This is a genomic window from Brachyspira sp. (genome assembly GCF_029258575.1).
GTDB lineage: Bacteria > Spirochaetota > Brachyspiria > Brachyspirales > Brachyspiraceae > Brachyspira.
Genome location: NZ_JARHYI010000139.1, coordinates 1 through 18,886, shown reverse-complemented (window position 1 = coordinate 18,886; position 18,886 = coordinate 1). Strand labels below are relative to the sequence as shown.

Genomic DNA, 18,886 nt, shown 5'->3' with positions numbered 1-18,886 from the left:
TTGTTATTTGAAAGGCATTTCATTATATGAATTATATGATATATCTTTTTTGAATTATCAATTAAAAGATGAAGCATTATACTATCTTAATAAAGCTAAAAATAAAATTGAAAAAGAAAATAAATATTATAAAAAAATAGAAAGAATAGTAACGGATATTACAAAGTATGGCATTTGATATAAATAAAAAAGGTATAGAATTTAATTATATAGATTCAAAAAAATATATTTCTTCTTTAAATGAAATAATAAATAATAATAAAAATATTTATATAATAGAAAGCGTGTCAGGCAGAGAAAAGAATATTAAAAAAGATTATAAAATAAGAAAAGTAATAATAAAAAATGATAATATATTTGATTATGATAGCTCGGAAACAATAAAATATATAAATAAAAATGAAATAAATAATATAAAAAATAAACAATATACATATTTTTTAAGCAGAGATGCCTTTATAGAGTATTATAATATTTTATATGATAAAAAAATAAAAAGCAAAGAATATATAAAAAGAATAAAAGATAAAATAAAACAAAAAGTGTATATGGATACAATATTTCCTGCCTATATTTTGCGAAGTAAGGAAACTACAAATAATACAAATAAAAGAAAAAACTTATATTTTTACACATTAGAAGAAATAGAATTATTTGACATCATAGTAAAATATTTTGAACTTGAAACAGCTTTACTCATCAGGATTTTATTCAGCAGGGATAATTATTACTTTAATATAATAGAAGCTGAAATAAAATGCCTATATAAAAATATTCAAAATAATGATGATAAACTTGTATACTATGATTATAAATTATACTATATGCCTTTTTTTATATTTGATAATTTCAAACAGGGAAAGATTATAGAAAATGAATATAATAAACTGATAAAGCTCTGCAGAAAAACTTATAAATCATTCAAAAATAGTCATAAGGAAAAAAAAGAGTATACATATTTAGGATATAAATTAGAAAATAAAGAATCGTGCTACAAAAAAAATCTTTTTAAATTATTTAATATATTTTCTTATGAAGATTATAAAAACGATGCATATTTACAGGAATATATAGAATTAAATAAAAAATTAATAGATTATCAAATAGAATATGAAAGATTCATAAAATATTACAGTCATTTTTTCAATGATGATATTTTAAATTGTCTTTATTTTACAGATAGAATTTCAAAAGATGATTTTTGTTATTTCAAAGAAAAAACAGAAGAATTAAAGAAATTAAATTCTGAAAATAATAAAAAATATAAAACTGTCAATCTAAATAAAGAAGATGAAAATATAATTTATGAAATAATAACCAAAGATAATTATAAAAAACTTCCTATAGGCTATATAGAACTATACAATTTCAATAAACTCTATAATAAATCATCAAAAAATCATTATATCAATAATATAGCATTAATTTCAAAATACAGATTTTTAAAAAAAATTTTACAATAAATTTTGAAGTATTTAAAAAAAATAAATACTTCAAATGCATTATTTTATTGATGATGTATATTATTTCCAAAACATTTGAATTATAACTATGATAACTTATTAAAGAAATAAAAAATCTTTAATTGTTATAAAAAAAATTTAGGAGACAAATATGAAAAAAATGATTGTTTTAGTATTTATAGTTGCTTTGTTTGCTACTTCATGTATAGCACAGCATAGACATGTTGTAGGAAATGGACCTCAAACAGGAGTATCAGTTTCAAGAAAGCAATGGTATGCCTTATGGGGATTGATTCCAGTTGGTTTTGTAGATACTCATCAATTAGCAGGAAATGCTCAAAATTATGAAATATATACTAGACAAAATGCTGGAGACTTCTTCTTAAATCTTTTAACAGGTCTTGTTAGCTTTACCAGCAGAAGTGTAACAGTAACTAAGTAAAATCAATCATATATTTTTAGGCTATTATTCCAAATGATAGCCTAATTATTTATAAATAAAGTAATGGTGCAATATGAATAAATATATAATTTCTCTTTCTATAATAATTTTTGCAATCATAAGCTGTAATAACAATAGCAGCGAAGCAGAAAATGAAAATAGCGGCGATTTATTTTCTAATAGAAAAATCACTTTTAAAAAATTAGAATTATTTGAAGAAGGGGTTACATATACTAATTCATATTCCATCACAAATATAGGTGTAAAATTCTCTCCTCCAATAAATTCAATTAAATTATCAGATGAAGAAAAAGAAAATATAATATCTCAAACAGGATATGGAAAAGATCTTTTCTATACAGACAGTATATTTATAGATGAAAAAGTAAAAATAACATGCTTAGCTGCATATATGAAAAAAGATGAAACTTCATTAGATAATTTTATCAATTTTGTAAAGTCTATGAAAGACGGAAATAATTTCACAGAAGAATATTATATTATCAATGGTAAAAAAAATATACAGTTTAAAATTAATATGAATAATACAACATACATATTTTTTACTATATTTGAATCGGTAAATGATAATTACTTCATTTTAAATTATACTTTTCCTGTTTCATATTTAGAAGATTCTATGGTAAGGATAGCAAACTCATTAAGTTCTGTTAAGTTTTAATATATGAAATTTAAGTTATCATCTATAATAGCATTATTATTGTTATTATCTTTATATGTAAAAATTTATGCTCAAACAAATTCTTATAATAAAATGGATATGCATATAAATGAAGTAAAATCGAAATGGAATTTTAATCCTTTAAGATTTTATGATACTGATAAATATTTATATGGCTGGCTTGATCCTGAAGTATACAATAGTAAATATTGGGTAGGAGATATATTCAATATAGAATCTATGTATAATCATAACAATAATTATAGATTTGATAAAATGATTTTCTTTCATCAGCCTACTTTAGGTTCGGAAATAAATCCTATAGCATTCACCTATAAAGGAAAGCATAGATTTAGAGTAGGAGTTGGATTTTTAACTCAATTTTTTCTTTCTGTTTATAAACCTGATTATAGCATTCTGTATGGTGAAAGTATATTCTATGGAACATATATGCAAGTAGAATTATATTTTGATTATATTTACAATGATGTTTTAAGATTCAGATTCACTCCAGTAAGACATATATGCACTCATATAGGAGGCGATATATTAGGAGATGATAACCTTTATAACAAAGAGAAAGAAGAATTCAGAGATTCAAGTATAGAACTTATGCATTTTTCTATTCATTATAAATATGGATATTTTACATTATATGGTGGATTCTCATTTGCTATGACAGGTTTTAAAGAATCTAATTTCATCAATTTATTCAGCGTATATTATGGGACAGATTTCAGATATCCATTATGGGGTGAAATCAGTTTTATAAGCGGAATTTATTTAGGTGCTAGTTATGATAGAATAAATTCAGTAGAAAGAATAAATAATAATAAAGGATATAATATAACGGATACTTATGATAAATGGTTTCCATCTATAGCAATAGGTATAGGTTTTGAAATTTACAGATTTACAATAGGAGTAAAATACGAATATTTACGTTCTAGGCAATTATATTCTTATAAAAAAATGGAAAATAAACTTGGAGTAGAAGTATCATTATTTTTCTAATAAAAGCTATTATAGATTAATATATGCATTAAAAAAATTTTACATTATTTGAATATAATATATAATAACTCTTCAAATAAGAGGTGATTAATATATGGCATTAATGTTAAACGATGAACAAAGACAGGCAGTAGAGCATATAAACGGACCATTACTTGCATTGGCAGGAGCTGGCTCTGGCAAAACTAGAGTAATTACAGAGAGAATTGCATACTTAATAAAACATGGTGTTCTTCCAAGTCAAATATTAGCTGTTACTTTTACAAATAAGGCAGCAGCTGAAATGCGTGAGCGTATAACAAAACTTTTGAAAGAGAAACCAAAACAATTGGTGGTAAGCACTTTTCATTCATTTTGTGTAAGGGTGTTAAAAGGTGATATAGATAAATTAGGATACAAAAATAATTTTATTATATATTCTTCATCTGACAGCAAAACACTGATAAGAAGTATTTTAAGAGAAATCAAAATCAATACTCTTAATTATGATGAAAATTTATTTGCTTGGTATATAGATAGATATAAAAATAATTTAATGAAGCCTCATGAAATAGAACCTCATAATGATTTGGAGAAAATTACTAAAAGAGTTTATGAAGTTTATCAAAGCTATTTAAAAGGATATAATGCCGTTGATTTCAATGATCTTATTAATCTTACCATTGATTTATATATAGAGTTTCCTGAAGTTCTTGAAAAATATCAAGATAGATTCAGATATATAATGATAGATGAATATCAGGATACTAATTTCGCTCAATATAAACTTACTAGCCTTTTAGCTGCTAAATACAAAAATATTGCCGTTGTAGGAGATGATGATCAAAGTATATATGCATTCAGAGGTGCTGATGTATCTAATATATTATCTTTTGAAAATGAGTATCCAGATGCTAAAATAGTAACTCTTACAAAAAATTACAGAAGTACAAAAGCCATACTTGAAGCAGCACATTCTGTTATAAGTAATAATACTCAAAGAAAAAATAAACAAGTAGTAGCTGAAGGAGAAGAAGGAATACCGCCTACAATAATGCCATGCGAAGATGAAAGAGAAGAGGCTCAGTTTGTAGCTGATTCTATAATAAATTATTCTATAAGCAAAAAATTAAATTATGAAGATTTTGCTGTACTTTTTAGAATGAATGCCCAGTCAAGACTTTTTGAAGAGGCTTTCAGGCTTAGAGGACTTCATTATACTGTTGTAGGTGCTTTTCAATTTTATGAAAGAAAGGAAATTAAAGATATACTTGCTTATCTTAATTTATTTGTTAATCCTGAAGATGAAGTTTCATTACTCAGAGTTATAAATATACCAAAAAGAGGAATAGGAGCTGTAGCAATCAATAACCTTAATGAAACAAGTATCAAAAATGGAGTATCATTATATCAAACATTACTTAATTATGAGAATATGGATTCTATTTCTCCTAAAGCAAAGGCTGGAATAAAAGATTTTCTTGAAGTGATAGAGCATTATCATGATCTATTTACAGTTGATAAAAATGATTTGCAGCGTCCAAAACTATATGATAATATAAATAAATTTTTAGATGCTATAGCCTATCATAATGAGGTACTTAATTCCAGCGACACAAAAGAACAAGGTGCTAAAAAAATGGAGAATGTTGAATCTCTTATGAATGGAATACTTGAATATGAAAAAACAAATAAGAATGCCACTTTAAAAAATTATCTTGATAGAATATTACTTATGAGCATAGAGGAACAGAATGATGATGAGGATAAAAAGAAAGGTATTATGCTTATGAGTATACATGCGGCTAAAGGTTTAGAATTTCCTTATGTTTATATATGCGGTATGGAAGATGGTATTATGCCTCATCAAAAAAGTTTAGATGAAAATGGCTTGGAGGAAGAGAGAAGACTTTGCTATGTTGCTATGACTAGAGCTAAAAAACATTTAACTCTCACCTACTGCAGAAGCAGAACCAAAATGGGAAGAAAGGTAGAATGCACTCCTTCTGTATTTTTGGAGGAGATGAGTGAAAATCTTCCTGAAGAAATGGCTATGAATGAGGAAGAGTTTTTCTCTAATTTAAAAGCATCTTTAAAACCTGAAAATAAATAGTATTATTTTTAATGATTTTTACTATTGCAATTATTTTATTATAATATTTAATTAATATATGAATAATAAAGATTTACAATTAATAGCTGATAAATTAAATGAACTTATTTCATATTTAGAAAATAATGATTTGGATAGTTTTTTTAAATATAAAGAAGATTTCTCCAATTTAATAATGTCTGAAAACAATGAAAATTTTAATGATAATATAAAAGATGATATTGAAAGTATTATTCCTCCTGACTTAATGAATGCTTTTATAAATTTTATTAAATATATTAAAGCTTTAAGAAATATGAAGTATGATGACAATGATTATACTAAATATACTTTGGATAATATGAAATTTATAAAAACAGAAATATTTAAAAATTATGGGAAGCAAAAATAAATTTATATTAAAAGAATTAAAAAAGTGGAATAAAGAGAATATAATCAGCGATAAACAATTAGAGATATTATCAAAAAAATATAAAAATGATTATATAGACTGGCAGCCTATCATAAAATCAATAATGATAGTTGGTATTATAATGGTGGCTATTGGATTCATATTTTTTATAAGTTTTTATATTTTCTCTCTTTATTTCATAGCATTTTTATTTACAGCACTTTTTTTATCTGGATTTATAATAGATGAAATTTTAAAAAGAAAAGAAATATATTTACCCAAAACCTCCTATGCTATAATAGCATTATCTTCCATATTTTTATCAGCCGATATATTTACTATTTCTTATATAATAACTCATAATAAAGATAATTTTATTCTTTTATCTCTTATAAGTATAATACTATTTTTTATAATAGCATATATAAAAAGAAATTATGCAGTATTATCAATAGCTATCATAGGATTAATTACTTGGTATGGTTTTGAAGGTTTTGATATATCTGGAATCGATTTAACAATTAATAATTATATAAGATTTATAATAACAGGAATATTTATATTTTTGATTGGAATAACTAATATCAATAAAAAGCTAGGAGAGAAATATTTTAAATTTTCAACTATATACTGCATAATAGGAATATTGTATATAAACATAATACTCGCTATAATGTCAATATTTGGACATTACAGCATACCTATAATATTTGAAGATGAATCTGAAGAATTATTAATACACAGTATTTTATTTTTATTATCAGATATTATAACTCTTATAATAGGATGTAAATTAAAAAACTCATTAATAGTTAAATACTCAATATTTTTTATAATTTTAAATATATATATAAGATACTTTCAATATTTCTATTTAGAGATGAACGCTTGGATATTCTTTACTATATTAGGAATCTCTACTATATTAATAGGGATAATAATAGAAAGAATCATAAAATATAAATAAAAAAAACCTACAATTACATATTAATAATTGCAGGTAAAATATGTTATCTTAAGAGTTTATTATGAAAAGCAAATCATTCTAAAACAACTATTGCTTGCGAATTTTTTATTCTAGGTATAATAGTTTCCATTATTCTAAAGCTATGATTCAAATCTTTCTGCTCTAAATATGCAGTAGACATATCTATTCCTACAGCTAAATCCATATATTGAGGTTCAGCACAAAGTAAAGCAGCTTTCTTTCCTTTTATAACAGGAATATTATAAAGATTTGTAATCATATTTGATATTCTTTGAGCCTCTGTCATTCCAGTACCTTGCTGTATTCTCTGCAAATCAAAATATAATGACTGGCTTAAACATAAAACAAATCTTCCTACGATACCTTTTTCTCTAATCATATTTATAGCTTTTACTATATCAGTATAGGGATTTTCACCCTGTCCCCAATCAGAGATTTTTAATTTCTGTACACCTTCAGCATTAAGTATACCTTTTAACTCTAAAAACTCGCTTCCATTGAATATTAAATTATCCTCTTTATTTGCAAGTGTCTGAGCAGCCTGTGATACAATGGATAGATCCAAAGGCAATTTATTAGATATATTATTCTCTAAATCTCTCCATAATAATGTAAAATCTTCATATAATTGAGGAAGTTCAACAGATTTTCTTCCTGAAGTTTTTACAAATCCGTTCTCAAAAACTTCTTCTCTATCGCTTTTATCATATTGAACGCTTATAGCATTAGCACCTAAAGGACCATAAATAGATAAAAATCTTCTTCCTATTAAAGTTCTACTTGCTGTTTCTATAACAACTCTATCTATATCATTCCAAAAGTTTTCTTCAAAAGGTGAACTTTCTCTAGCTAAATAATCCATGTATTCCTCCTTAAAATATTTTTTAAACTTATTAGTCTTTCTTCAAACTTCCAACTGTAAGACCAGATAAATTAGGTTCTTTTATTCCAAGTTCTTCCATCATCTCTTTGACTTCTAATTCTCCAGATTCAAAATGTTCAACTTCTTTATGATCTAAATGTCTAAGTAAAGCCATAAGCTCCCCTACATGTGCTTTTTCCTCATCTCTTATATCGGACAATACAGCTTTAGCTACAGGATCATCAGTAGCCATAACATGAGCATCATATAAATATATAGCCTCAAGTTCCCCAGCAATGTCAAGTCTTATAGCTTGTATTAATTCTTCTTTTGTTACCTTTCTATTCACATTAGCATTAAATGGATTTGCAAAACTAGGCATATAAACCCTCCTAATTATTTTTCTTATTAGAATTTATTATCAATAAGTAAATTATAGCAAAGTAAAATATAATGTCAATATAATTTTAGAAAATTAATACATTTTTTAAAATTATAAATTGATTTGTTTGAATATTAATATTGACTTTTAATTCTAACAATGTATTATAAACATATTATTTTACATAATCCAAATGTGTATATCATGAAAAAAGTAATGATAATCATGATATCATTTTTAATATTAATTTTAGGATGCAAAAGTAATAATACTTCAAATAACTATGTTTTGTTACAGGAGGAACTAGCGGAACTTATTATTCATTCGGAGAAGGTATTGCGAGTATGGGATAGTAATATTGAAGGAATTGATGTTATAGTAGAGTCTACAGTAGCTTCTGATGAAAAATTAAAACTTATTAATCAAAACGATGCTGATATGACATTTGTACAAAATGATGTTATGTATTATGCTCATAATGGTGTGGATATATTTTCAGGAGAAGTATTAAGTAATTTTTCTGCAATGCTTACTTTAATATACAGAAATAGTTCAAATAGCAACAGCTAAAGAAAGCGGTATAAAATCAATAGCAGAGATGAAAGGAAAAAGAGTTTCTGTAGGAGATGCAGGCAGAGGAGAAGAATTCAATTCTAAACAAATATTAAACTCTTATGGACTTACATTTGATGATATAAAAAAAGAAAATTTATCATTCAAATTATAAAGCTAAGAATTACAAAATGGAACTTTAGATACAAGTTTTATAGTAGCTGGAATTCATAATTATACTTTACAAAATTTAGCTTTGAATAAAGAAACAGTTTTGATACCTTTGTATAAAATACAAATAGATAAATTAACTATACAATATAAATATTATACTGAAGTTACAATACCAGCAAAAACATATAACGGAGTTACTAATAATACAAAAGCTATAGCAGTAAAAGTTTCTTTGTCTGTTAACAATAGTATATTAAAGATATGGTTTACAATTTGATGAAAACTATTTTTAATAGTAAAGGAGATTTGCTTATAATGAATTCTAAAGCTGAAGAGTTAGATATAAAGGTATATAAATACCATTCTATGAAGTACTATAAAGAATTAGGTATTTATTTAAATTGATTATTTTGTGCAAAAATTAAAAATTAGTTAATATTTATTATGAATAAAATCATTAAAGATTTGTATTTATTTGTAAGAACTATAGCAAATCACGCTATAATGAGCAGAGATAAAATAATAGAATTGTATAATTTTTTCGTTCCAAAGACAAACATAAAAATAGAATATAAAAAGGTATCTATACTTTCTTTAATAATAAATTTTATAGTATAATATTTATTTATGTTCAAATTATTTTTTTAATATAGTCATAAAAAATATTCAATATCATGGGGAGATTAATTCTATGGATATAGAGATAATAGAAAAAGAAAATTTTGAAGTTATGGGAAAGGTAGCTGAAGGAGAAAGCAAAAAACATTCTGAATGGGTATTACCTTTATGGAAGGACTTTAACAAAAACATTAAAGAAATAATTAATTTTGTTAAAGTAGATGAAAATAATAATTTAGCTGGTATATGGGGAATAATGAATGATATAAATGAAACTTTTTCTCCTTGGGAAGAGATTGGAAAGTATATGGCTGGAGTTGAAGTAAAAGAAAATTCTATAGCACCAGAAGGCTGGACTAAATGGAATATAAAAGGTGGAAAATTTATAAAGGTAAAATGTAATATAGAAAATTATGAAACTATATTCAAATCTGTAATTGAAAATTATGCTCCAAAAAATGGTTATATAATAATTGGAAATGTTATGGAATACTATATAGCCAATAGTAAAGATTTTTATTTATTTTTCAATATAATATAATCAAATAATACTATAAACATAATAATTAATGAGGATATTCAAAATGCTTGAAAAATTAGTAATAGCAAGTGCCAATAAACATAAAATAAAAGAAATAGAAAATATATTTAAAGACAGCGGTATAAATGAAATATTACCAATACCTTCAGATATAGGTGAAATTATAGAAGACGGAAATACATTTATAGAAAATTCACTAATCAAAGCAAAAGCAGTATATAATTATACTAAATTACCTTCTTTAGCTGATGATTCTGGTCTTTGTGTTAATGCTCTTAATGGGAGACCAGGAGTATATTCTGCTAGATATGGTGGGGAAAATTTAGGATACAAAGAAAAGATGCAAATGCTTTTAGATGAATTGAAAGATAAAGAGGATAGAACAGCCTATTTCATAACTTCTGCTGTATGTGTACTAAATGATAATTATTATATAGCATTAGAAGGTATAGTAAATGGTAAAATCATAAAAAATCCTAGAGGATTTGAAGGTTTCGGATATGATCCTATATTTCAGCCTGATGGGTATGATATAACATATGCTGAAATGAGCCTTGAAGAAAAAAACTCTATAAGCCATAGATCTTTAGCTATGAATAAAATGAAAAATATTTTGTACAATATATATCATGTATAATATATATAAAACAACTATAAATTAATATATTATACAAAATCATTTTTTATAACATTTCAATATATTATCTATCAATTTACAATTTAAATAATTATATAAATTTCATAATTTTCTCAAAAAAAAACTAAAATTTTATAAAAAACAATATATCAAATAATAATTATTAATATTTAACATATATAACAACTTGACAATGAAAAAAAACTTTATATAATATATATCATGGAGAGGTAATATGGCAAAACTTCACATCGATAATGAAAATGTAAAAAAATACATATTTAGCTTATCAGAAAAATTGATGAGACATTTTGATTTGGAATATGAAATCACTAAGGAAGAAGAATATTTTGATTTTTATGCTTTCCATAGAAATGATTTCTTCAAGTCATTTATAACCAAATCTACTGTTTACGAAGGTTATTCTGTATTTGAGCATGTGCTTTTAAAATTTATTAAAGATTTAAAGAAAGAAGATATAAATAACTTTCAGGAAATGCTTGTTAGGCTTACCCCAATAATATCAAATCCTAATAAATTTCATAAAAGAAGTGTAATTACAGGAATAATAGTAACTGAAAGCCCTTTAGATAAAGAATGGGAAAAAATGGTAAAAAAGTTTTTTTATAAAGTTAATTACAAATTATTATTTCATGGCTGGTCAGAAACCCAATATGCTATAGTATCTATGACCGATAAAAATGTATACTTACCTAAGATGCGTAAGAAAGAATTAAAACTTCTTCTTTCGGATTTTTAGGAAGTCATAAAAACTATTACAAGGATATAAAAATGAATGCTTTCATTCTACTATTGTTAGGTATGGTCATATTTTTCGTAGCCTATATAACTTATGGCTCATATTTAGCAAAGAAATGGGGTGTAGACCCTGGTAAAAAAACCCCTGCTCATACTCTTAATGACGGTAAAGATTATGTACCAACTGATGCAAAAGTATTATTAGGTCACCATTTCTCTTCAATAGCTGGTGCTGGTCCTATTACTGGTCCTATTATTGCTACTATGTTCGGATGGCTTCCTGTATATTTATGGATCATAATCGGATGTGTATTTTTTGGAGGAGTGCATGATTATGGTTCATTAATTGCTTCTTTAAGACATGAGGGAAAATCTATTGGAGAAGTTATAAGACACAATGTAAGCCAAAAAGGTAAAATAATGTTCACTCTCTATGCATTTATTACTATTTGTTTAGTAGTAGCCGCTTTCTTGGATATTACTGCTAGTACTTTTGCTGTGAATGTTGATAATTATAGAGAATCTGCAGCTGCTGGTACTGCTAGTATGTTATTCATAGTTTTGGCTTTACTATTTGGTTTTTTAGTATATAGAAGAGGTGCAAGCGTTGCTGTTTCTACAATCATAGGTGTTGCCTTATTAGCAGCAATTATTTTCATATCTGATAAGTTCCCATTTTTAACTTTACAGAAAATACATTGGCAAGCTATATTAGTAGTTTACATAATATTGGCTTCTTTAATGCCTGTATGGATATTGTTACAGCCTAGAGATTACTTATCTTCATTCTTACTTTACGCTATGGTAATAGGTGGTGTTGTTGGTTTGGTTATAATGAGACCTGCTGTACAAACTCCTGCTTTCACTAGCTTTATGCCTAGTAATGGTAACTACTTATTCCCTATACTTTTCATTACAGTTGCTTGTGGTGCTATATCTGGTTTCCATGCTCTTGTTAGCTCTGGTACAAGTGCTAAACAGCTTAATAGTGAAAAAGATGCTAAACTAGTAGGTTATGGTGCTATGCTTATAGAAGGTATAGTTGCTATAGTTGCTTTAATGAGTGTTTCTGCTGTTGCTGGAAATGGTGAAGGTACACCTGCTGCTAGATTTGCTACTGGTGTTGCTACATTCATGACTTCTTTTGGAGTACCATTGAGTATGGGTAAAACTTTCGTTACTTTGGCATTTGCTTCTTTCGCTTTAACTTCTTTGGACAGTGCTACTCGTATAGGTAGATACTTGATACAGGAATTAGGTGAATATACTGCTGCTGACGGAAGAGTTCATAAAACTATACTTACAAATCCTTATGTAGCTACTGGTATTACAGTTGCTGTATCATTGGGTATGACTCTTTATGGTTATGCTAGAATTTGGCCTATATTCGGAAGTGCTAACCAATTATTAGCTGGATTATCATTATTAGCTGTTGCTGCTTGGATAAAAAATCGTCAGGGAAGAACTTCTTGGGAAAACATTGTTCCTTTAATCTTTATGTTCGCTGTTACACTTTCTGCATTAGGTTTGGTTGTTTACACAAACATTGCTAAAGCTACTTTTGATGGTTATGTATTGGCTGCTATAGCTGCTGTTATGATAATATTAGCTGTTATAGAATTGTTTATTACTGGTCAATGGGCTCGCGGATTATCTAAAGAAACTGCTTCTAACCCTAATGATCCAATTAAAAACAAATAATTCAATAAAATAGTATATAAAGCCCCTTTCATATTAAAATATGGAAGGGGTTTCTTATAAAGAACCATTATCTAATTATATATTTTTTTCATCTAATTAATTTTTTAACTTTGTCGATATAATATATGTATTATATCTAAATAAAGGTGAAATATTTTTATTATTATGTCTAATAAAAAATTTAAATTAAAAGAAGAAAAAGCGGTATTCGCTGATATTAGATCCGCTATATCTATTGCAATATTTGACAGTGAAATCAATAATTATGACGGAAGTGTAGATACTGATGTTAGAAGAGCTGTTATGTATAATAAAATAGTATTTGAAAATTTGGTAAAGCGTTTATTCTCATACCAAGCAAGCAGAGAGGATAAAAAAGATAGATTGAAAGAGTTATCCCTTATCAAAATGATAAAAAATGATAGTGTTTCTTTATCCAAAGAAAGACTCTATTATATAGAAAATCCTAATGAAAAAACATTTGAATTTTTAAATGATGTATTAGATAAAAATAAAAAAGTAAGGGGATACAGCGAATATATACTTTACTCGCTATTTAATCATTATTTTGACTATATAAAAAATTGATAGTTTTAAATATTATCCTTATGAAATTAATTTAAGAGGATTTTATTATTATGAAAAAGATTATTCCAATATTTATAATATCTATTTTTATATTATTATCATCATTATTATTAGCACAGAATACAGCTCCTAATGACGAAAGAAATATAGACAGAGAATTTTATAATGCGGAAAAGCTTTTCTTCCAAAAAAAATATAATTTTGCTAGAGAAGCATTTCTATTATATTTAAAGAGAAGACCTTTATCTACAAATGATATGCTTTATTATTATATAGGAGCATGTTATTTCCAAGATAAACAATATGAAAATGCAATAGATTATTATAAATTAGCATTCGATATAAATGATTCATACTCATACTGCAATAATATAGCAAACTCTTATTATCAGTTAAAAAATTATGAAGATGCTTTGTTGTGGTATAATAGAGCTATACAGCGTTTACATTCTCCATTTACAAGTAAATTAAATAATGAAATATTAACTAATTATACAGTTTCGCAAAATGTGGTTACAAATACAATATTCACATTTGAAATTAATAGTACAACAACAGATGAAATTGTAACTAATATATCAATAGGAAGTACAACTAATACAATATCAACTAATAATGCATTAAATAATACAAATACAATATCAACAGATACCAATTATATATCTGATGCAATAAATAGTTTGAATCAGTCAAATGAAAATATAAAAAATGCATTCGATAATACATTTACAAAACTTCCACTATTTACTAATATCGTGATAACAAATACATATACTAATGAATATGAATTTACAAATACAACTGTAATATTTGAAGCTAATAATAATTTTAATTTAGAAGTTGTTGATCCTGCAGTATCAGAAACATCTCTTCCACCAACAATAGATACAAATGATACTATGACAGGAGATTCTAATAGTGTTTCTTTAACTACAAACTCTACAACAACAGGTTCTACTTATGTGATAACAGAAGAAAATCCATTCACAGTAACTAATATAGTTATAATGACTAATGTTATAGATACAAATGGAAATATGGTTGAAATAAAAACAAATATAGCTTCTGTAGATACATATAATACTTGGGCTTTATATTATAGTGCATATCTTAATATGGGGCATACATACCTAGCAATTGGTGAAATAACTAATGCTGCAATATCATATGAAATATTTTTAACAAATGTTGGAAATGATTATTATCAAAAGGAATCTTTAGAGAGAGTTATATCATTAATAAGAAGTAATGATACATCTGTTAAATTTATTCCTTTCACAAATAATTATAGAGTAAATACAAATAATGACGGAAGTATTACAACAGAAAATATATTCCCTAATTTTGATTATGAGAGGGAAACTATATATCCTAATGGTGTAAGAATAACATATGAAAATGGTAAAATAGAAAAGACAAAAATATATTCAAATAATTATGAAGTTTCAGATACAATATATCCTTATGGTAAAAGAGAAATAGAAACATTATTTGAAAATGGCGATAAAAGAGTAGAAACTTATATGATAGATAATTCTAAATCTATCAATACAAAAACATTATCAGGAGACAGTTTTGAATATACTCTATATCCTGATGGTTCATTCATAAATAGAAAAAATTTAGATAGCAACAAAGCATTTGTAGTTGAAAGATCTGACGGGTCTATAACAACAAATTATAAAGATGATAACCTAGTATTTTTCTATAGCAGAAGTTTAGATGGAACAGAGGTAAAAAGAACAGAGGATAATTCTGGAAATATTAAAACAGAAACAAAGAGAGTTGATGGTGCCGTTATAGTAAAAACAGAAAACCCTGAGGGAAGTTATGTTGTAGTTGCTAATTATATAGACGGAAGTATAGGAACTACAACCGTTGATACAAATGGAATAAGTAATTTGAAAATAGTTTATCCAGATGGAAGAGTTGAGGAGAGAAACTCATCAGGTACAGGTATGGGAACATTCTCATACAATGTAAAATCTGATGATGGAAGTATCATAACAAAAACATATAATGAGGATGGCTCTTTTACAGTTGTAACTAAAAAAGTTGATGGCACTATAATAACAGATACTGTTGCTGAAGATACTATAAGTGAAATAAAAATGCCTGATGGAACTACTATAAAAAGAGTAATAAGACAGGACGGTTCAAGAGAAACTACAACTCTTAACAGAGATTCAAGTACTGTAACAGAAGTTGTAGCAGCCGATTCAAGCAGTATAACAACTACTACAAAACCTAATGGTTCCAGTATAATTGTTATAAGAGATACTGCTGGTAATACAGAAACTACAACAACAGAAGCAGATGGAAGTACTTCTACAACAAAAACTTATATAGATGGAAGAAGCAGTGTTAATGAAGTTAGAGCAAATGGAGTTACTATAACTATAGAAAATGATGGCAGAAATAAAACTACTATAGCAAAAGATTCCGAAGGTTATGTACTTGAAATGAAGCAATATAGAAGTGAGGATCCAGAAATAACATTAGTAGATTCTTTGGGAGAGTCTGTTGAAGCAGAAACAGCTAAAACAGTAATAAGGAGAATGGATATAAATATAAGAGTTGAGGATATTGATAATCTTAAATTACCTCCGCCGCCGCCTGAACCTACAGTTGAAGAGAAAACAACTACTGATGAAACTACTGTAACAGAGGACAATACAGCTGATAATACTGCCTCCGCTACTGAAGACAATACAGTAACTGAAAATAATAATGGAACAGCTACAGATAATACTACTGCTACCCCTAATAACAACTGAATAATAAAAAATAAATATAAAAATGCATAAATAATGCAATACCAAAAAAAAATAGCTATGACTAAAAATCATAGCTATTTTTAATATTTTATATATTAAAAATATTAAAATAATCCTTTTATCTTTCCATTTTCATCTATATCTATACTGCATGCTGCTGGTATTTTAGGAAGTCCCGGCATATCTATTATTCCTCCAGCCATAACAACTATAAAACCCGCACCAGAAGAAAGTTTTATATCATCAACATTTAATGTATATCCTTTTGGTGCATTTAATAATGAAGGATTATCCGATATAGATTTTTGAGTTTTTGACATACATATTGGAAGATTAGCAAAAGACATATCCTCTATTTTTTTAATCATTTTTATAGCTTTATTAGAAAATTTAACTTCCCCTGCCCCATATATTTCCTTACATATGATTTCTATTTTTTCTTTTATAGTTTTTTCTAAATCATAAAGAGGTTTATAATTGGAATCTACAGCATGTTTTACAACTTTATGAGATAAATCTATTGCTCCTTCTCCGCCTTTAGCCCAAACCTCACATAATGAAATATCAACACCCATATCTTCACAATGTTTTATTATACATTCAATTTCTTTATCAGTATCTGTAGAAAATTTATTTATAGCAACTATTACAGGAATATTATATTTATGCATATTCTCAATATGTTTATCCAAGTTTTCAAAGCCCCTATTCAAAGCTTCTAAATCTTCTTTATTAATATCCAAAGCTCCTCCATGATGTTTTAATGCTCTTATAGTAGCAACTAAAACTATACAATTCGGCTTTAAATCGGCAATACGGCATTTAATATCGAGAAACTTCTCTGCTCCTAAATCAGCAGCAAATCCAGCTTCGGTTATAGTATAATCAGAAAGTTTTAAAGCCATTTTAGTGGCTAGTATAGAATTACATCCATGTGCAATATTAGCAAAAGGTCCTCCATGAACTATAGCAGGGGTATTTTCAAGTGTCTGAACTAAATTAGGTTTTACGGCATCTTTAAGTAATGTACATACAGCACCTTCTATTTTTAAATCTTTAACCATCAATGGATTATCATTAATATCATAGGCAAATATAATATTACCTATTTTCTCTTTTAAGTCCATTAATGAATTGGATAAGCATAATATAGCCATAATTTCAGATGATACTGTTATTTGAAATGATGATTGTCTTACAGTACCATTCTCATTTCCTCCAAGCCCTATAACTATATCTCTTAATGCCCTATCATTCATATCTAAAGTTCTTTTAAATACTATTTTTTTTAGATCTATATTGAATTCATTTCCATGTTTAATATGATTATCTATACATGCAGATATCAAATTATGTGCACTTGTTATAGCATGAAAATCTCCATTAAAATGTAAATTAATATCCTCCATAGGTACAATCTGAGAATATCCTCCTCCGCAAGCTCCACCTTTTATACCGAATACAGGACCTAGAGAAGGTTCTCTTAAAGCGGCAACTGCATTCTTCCCTATTCTATTTAATCCCTGAGTAAGACCTATTGTAACAGTCGATTTTCCTTCACCTGCTGGAGTTGGAGTAATTGCCGTTACCAAAATTAATTTTCCGTCTTTTTTATCTTTTAATTTATTTAATAATGATAATTCAATTTTAGCTTTATATTTACCATAAACTTCATAGTCTTCATCTATGAGATTTAATTTTTCAGCTATCTTTTCTATTCTTAACAATTTACATTCTTGAGCTATTTCTATATCAGATTTCATTATAATCTCCAATAACATAGTTTTTTTATTTGTTTAATAATATTACTATATTTTTAAAATATTTGATAGTATATAAAATTTTAATAAAAAAATATTATTGATTTTTGTTAAATTACTATTATAATTTCTTAAAGTTTATTTTTATTTATATAAAAGGATTTATTAATGGATAAAGTAAATATAAGTTTAATCGGTGTTGGAAGAATGGGACAATTCCATTTGAATGTTATAAGCCAAATAAATAGTATAATTTTATCAGGAATATATGATACCGATGAAAAACATCTTAACGAAATATCGCAAAAATATAATATAAAAAAATTTTCAAGTATAGATGAAGCTATAGATAATTCAGATGCAGTAATAATAGCAAGCCCTACAATATATCATTTTGAAATAGCAAAAAAAGCAGTAGAAAAAGGAAAACATGTATTAGTAGAAAAACCTATGACAGAAACTT

The 18,886-nt window shown here is 26.2% G+C and carries 19 protein-coding genes and 1 pseudogene; 17 read left to right on the top strand and 3 right to left on the bottom strand.

The features are described from left to right. Positions 1 to 167: 167 nt before the first annotated feature. From Q1J76_RS10885 to Q1J76_RS10855, 7 genes are all read left to right on the top strand, one after another. Positions 168 to 1,463, top strand: coding sequence for a hypothetical protein (locus tag Q1J76_RS10885; protein WP_300370165.1), 1,296 nt, complete (start codon positions 168 to 170; stop codon positions 1,461 to 1,463). Positions 1,464 to 1,614: 151 nt separating this feature from the next. Beyond that, positions 1,615 to 1,905, top strand: coding sequence for a Bor/Iss family lipoprotein (locus tag Q1J76_RS10880; protein WP_300370162.1), 291 nt, complete (start codon positions 1,615 to 1,617; stop codon positions 1,903 to 1,905). A gap of 73 nt (positions 1,906 to 1,978) precedes the next feature. Next, the gene (locus tag Q1J76_RS10875) at positions 1,979 to 2,587 is read left to right on the top strand and encodes a hypothetical protein (RefSeq protein WP_300370159.1); all 609 of its coding nucleotides are present in this window, start codon (positions 1,979 to 1,981) and stop codon (positions 2,585 to 2,587) included. A gap of 3 nt (positions 2,588 to 2,590) precedes the next feature. Beyond that, positions 2,591 to 3,601 (top strand): hypothetical protein, encoded by a 1,011-nt coding sequence (locus Q1J76_RS10870; protein ID WP_300370156.1) that lies wholly within the window; start codon positions 2,591 to 2,593, stop codon positions 3,599 to 3,601. A gap of 94 nt (positions 3,602 to 3,695) precedes the next feature. Continuing rightward, positions 3,696 to 5,693 (top strand): ATP-dependent helicase, encoded by a 1,998-nt coding sequence (locus tag Q1J76_RS10865; RefSeq protein ID WP_300370153.1) that lies wholly within the window; start codon positions 3,696 to 3,698, stop codon positions 5,691 to 5,693. Positions 5,694 to 5,751: 58 nt separating this feature from the next. Then, positions 5,752 to 6,084, top strand: a complete 333-nt coding sequence (locus Q1J76_RS10860; protein ID WP_300370150.1) for a hypothetical protein — start codon at positions 5,752 to 5,754, stop codon at positions 6,082 to 6,084. Beyond that, positions 6,068 to 7,051: a DUF2157 domain-containing protein gene (locus tag Q1J76_RS10855; RefSeq protein ID WP_300370147.1), complete on the top strand. Its 984-nt coding sequence runs from the start codon at positions 6,068 to 6,070 to the stop codon at positions 7,049 to 7,051. The genes Q1J76_RS10860 and Q1J76_RS10855 overlap by 17 nt, the downstream gene beginning before the upstream one ends. 73 nt (positions 7,052 to 7,124) lie before the next feature. On the opposite strand, the gene Q1J76_RS10850 is transcribed toward Q1J76_RS10855, so the two are convergent. Both Q1J76_RS10850 and Q1J76_RS10845 read right to left on the bottom strand, forming a co-directional pair. Continuing rightward, a complete protein-coding gene (locus tag Q1J76_RS10850) occupies positions 7,125 to 7,934 on the bottom strand; it encodes a family 1 encapsulin nanocompartment shell protein (RefSeq protein WP_300370145.1) in 810 nt (269 codons plus the stop codon). A gap of 31 nt (positions 7,935 to 7,965) precedes the next feature. After that, complete coding sequence (locus tag Q1J76_RS10845; RefSeq protein WP_300370143.1) at positions 7,966 to 8,316, bottom strand: demethoxyubiquinone hydroxylase family protein; 351 nt, start codon at positions 8,314 to 8,316, stop codon at positions 7,966 to 7,968. A gap of 159 nt (positions 8,317 to 8,475) precedes the next feature. On the opposite strand from Q1J76_RS10845, the pseudogene Q1J76_RS12615 reads away from it, so the two are divergent. From Q1J76_RS12615 to Q1J76_RS10805, 9 genes and pseudogenes are all read left to right on the top strand, one after another. Then, positions 8,476 to 9,319, top strand: a pseudogene (locus Q1J76_RS12615) (TAXI family TRAP transporter solute-binding subunit). Continuing rightward, positions 9,319 to 9,447 (top strand): hypothetical protein, encoded by a 129-nt coding sequence (locus Q1J76_RS12545; protein WP_367182136.1) that lies wholly within the window; start codon positions 9,319 to 9,321, stop codon positions 9,445 to 9,447. The pseudogene Q1J76_RS12615 and the gene Q1J76_RS12545 overlap by 1 nt, the downstream one beginning before the upstream one ends. A gap of 39 nt (positions 9,448 to 9,486) precedes the next feature. After that, complete coding sequence (locus tag Q1J76_RS10835) at positions 9,487 to 9,660, top strand: hypothetical protein (RefSeq protein WP_300370141.1); 174 nt, start codon at positions 9,487 to 9,489, stop codon at positions 9,658 to 9,660. Between the two features lie 73 nt (positions 9,661 to 9,733). Beyond that, a complete protein-coding gene (locus Q1J76_RS10830) occupies positions 9,734 to 10,201 on the top strand; it encodes a GyrI-like domain-containing protein (protein WP_300370139.1) in 468 nt (155 codons plus the stop codon). Positions 10,202 to 10,244: 43 nt separating this feature from the next. Beyond that, positions 10,245 to 10,838, top strand: coding sequence for an RdgB/HAM1 family non-canonical purine NTP pyrophosphatase (gene rdgB, locus Q1J76_RS10825; protein WP_300370137.1), 594 nt, complete (start codon positions 10,245 to 10,247; stop codon positions 10,836 to 10,838). Between the two features lie 235 nt (positions 10,839 to 11,073). Beyond that, a complete protein-coding gene (locus tag Q1J76_RS10820) occupies positions 11,074 to 11,598 on the top strand; it encodes a DUF8052 family protein (protein ID WP_300370135.1) in 525 nt (174 codons plus the stop codon). Positions 11,599 to 11,630: 32 nt separating this feature from the next. Further along, positions 11,631 to 13,298, top strand: coding sequence for a carbon starvation CstA family protein (locus Q1J76_RS10815; RefSeq protein ID WP_300370133.1), 1,668 nt, complete (start codon positions 11,631 to 11,633; stop codon positions 13,296 to 13,298). A gap of 165 nt (positions 13,299 to 13,463) precedes the next feature. Continuing rightward, positions 13,464 to 13,886, top strand: coding sequence for a hypothetical protein (locus tag Q1J76_RS10810; protein WP_300370131.1), 423 nt, complete (start codon positions 13,464 to 13,466; stop codon positions 13,884 to 13,886). A gap of 50 nt (positions 13,887 to 13,936) precedes the next feature. Next, positions 13,937 to 16,663 (top strand): tetratricopeptide repeat protein, encoded by a 2,727-nt coding sequence (locus Q1J76_RS10805; RefSeq protein WP_300370129.1) that lies wholly within the window; start codon positions 13,937 to 13,939, stop codon positions 16,661 to 16,663. 104 nt (positions 16,664 to 16,767) lie between these two features. Here Q1J76_RS10805 and Q1J76_RS10800 read toward each other — a convergent pair whose 3' ends face one another. Next, positions 16,768 to 18,426 carry a formate--tetrahydrofolate ligase gene (locus Q1J76_RS10800; protein ID WP_300370127.1) on the bottom strand — a complete coding sequence of 553 codons (1,659 nt, stop codon included), beginning with the start codon at positions 18,424 to 18,426 and terminating at the stop codon, positions 16,768 to 16,770. Positions 18,427 to 18,591: 165 nt separating this feature from the next. On the opposite strand from Q1J76_RS10800, the gene Q1J76_RS10795 reads away from it, so the two are divergent. Beyond that, a partial coding sequence (locus tag Q1J76_RS10795; RefSeq protein WP_300370125.1) for a Gfo/Idh/MocA family protein occupies positions 18,592 to 18,886 on the top strand: 295 nt, incomplete at its 3' end.